Source organism: Anaerobutyricum hallii DSM 3353, assembly GCF_000173975.1.
Taxonomy (GTDB): domain Bacteria; phylum Bacillota; class Clostridia; order Lachnospirales; family Lachnospiraceae; genus Anaerobutyricum; species Anaerobutyricum hallii.
In genome coordinates this window covers 1-1439 of the sequence record NZ_ACEP01000132.1, presented here as the reverse complement: position 1 = coordinate 1439, position 1439 = coordinate 1, and the positions used below count along the sequence as shown (strand labels likewise).

The window sequence follows — 1439 nt, the reverse complement described above, 5'->3', positions numbered from 1 at the left end:
AGCGTGTTGAATGTTCGCTTGAACGCGCTCACATTTAACACTTGTTCCGAGACCACAGATATGCTTTATTTATCTCCCTGAGTTCTGCTCGTTGGCAGCTTGGAAAATCAGTTTAAAAGATATTTTTCACAAATAGTTCCAGTCTCAATCTTTCAGAAGGACAATCCCCCGTAAAACTGCAATTGTCTGCGGCAAATCAGGATTAATCAGATTCTATTTCGTATGTAAATCCTGCATCAGTAATTGTTTTTATCGTATCAGAGATTCCCTGTCCATCTGCCGTGAGATAACCGGAGGCAAAGATAGAGTCTACGATACTGAGAAGTTCTTTTTCACGTCCTTTAAAGTAAACTTCTCTTCCGGCAGCACATCGGATATCGGATTGTGGAGCCATTAATCTGGCAAGGCACAGTACTTTCATACAGTAAGCTGGTGTGAGGACAGAAGTATCTGCATTTTCTAAAGGAGTCCCTGGAATTGGGAGAAGGAAGTTGATTGGCAGAGCCTCGGGCTGAATTTCACGAAGATCGAGGAGCATATCTACAATATCTTCCTTACTTTCACCCATACCGATAATACCGCCGCTGCAAATTTCAAAACCAAGTCTTTGTAACATATGGATATTATTTACACGCTGTTCATAAGTATGAGTGGTACATATATTATGATAGTAGGAACGGCTGCTGTTTAAATTATGATTAATTCGGTCAAGACCGGCTTCTTTTAACATTAATGCCTGCTTTTCAGTAAGAAAACCGATGGAACAGCAAAGATGCGTTCCCTGCGCTTTCATAACACGAATTTTTTCAGCCAGTTCTTCTATTTCTTCATCGGTAAACTTCATTCCGCTAAGACCAATACAGTGTCTGGAAAGATGGTTATCATGCACAAATGCATTATCACTGTATAACTTTTCATCATTTACCCATTTATATTTTTCAATTTCTGCTTTTGAACGGCAAGACTGGGCACAATAAGCACAATTTTGAGAACAGTTTCCACTGCGGGCGTTTGTAAGAAGATGAATACTCACATGATTGCCTTTATATTTTTTACGAAGACTTCCGGCCATTTCCATAAGAAGAGGCATATCGTCTTCTGGAAGATTCATAATAGCGATGGCCTCCTCGCGTGAAAGAGAATATTCCTTATTTACATTTTTTGTTAATATATTTTTAATTGTGTCAATAGTTACTGCTTCACTCATAATGAATCCTTTCTTAACCTCACAAAATAGCTTCCAAAATGAAAGCACGATAATTCTTATTGCATTTTATTTCTAAAATTCTCTTATTTGTTACTGTAACATGGTAAAAAGATATTGTCAACCGTAATAAAAATTAAAGTTAACAATAAGATGTTGCTATTTAATTCATTAAGAACAGACGCCCGAGAAGAGATACGATATCCTATATTTGTGACTTTAGTCGCTGCGGTTT

General features: G+C 37.5%; 1 protein-coding gene. It reads right to left on the bottom strand.

The window, feature by feature from the left end:
* Nucleotides 1-202: 202 nt before the first annotated feature.
* Nucleotides 203-1207, bottom strand: coding sequence for a biotin synthase BioB (bioB, locus tag EUBHAL_RS12580; RefSeq protein WP_022170029.1), 1005 nt, complete (start codon nt 1205-1207; stop codon nt 203-205).
* Between the last annotated feature and the right edge of the window lie 232 nt (nt 1208-1439).

Excerpts from the sequence above, each read along its gene's own strand:
- bioB (WP_022170029.1), bottom strand. The coding sequence starts at position 1,207 with ATGAGTGAAGCAGTAACTATTGACACAATTAAAAATATATTAACAAAA.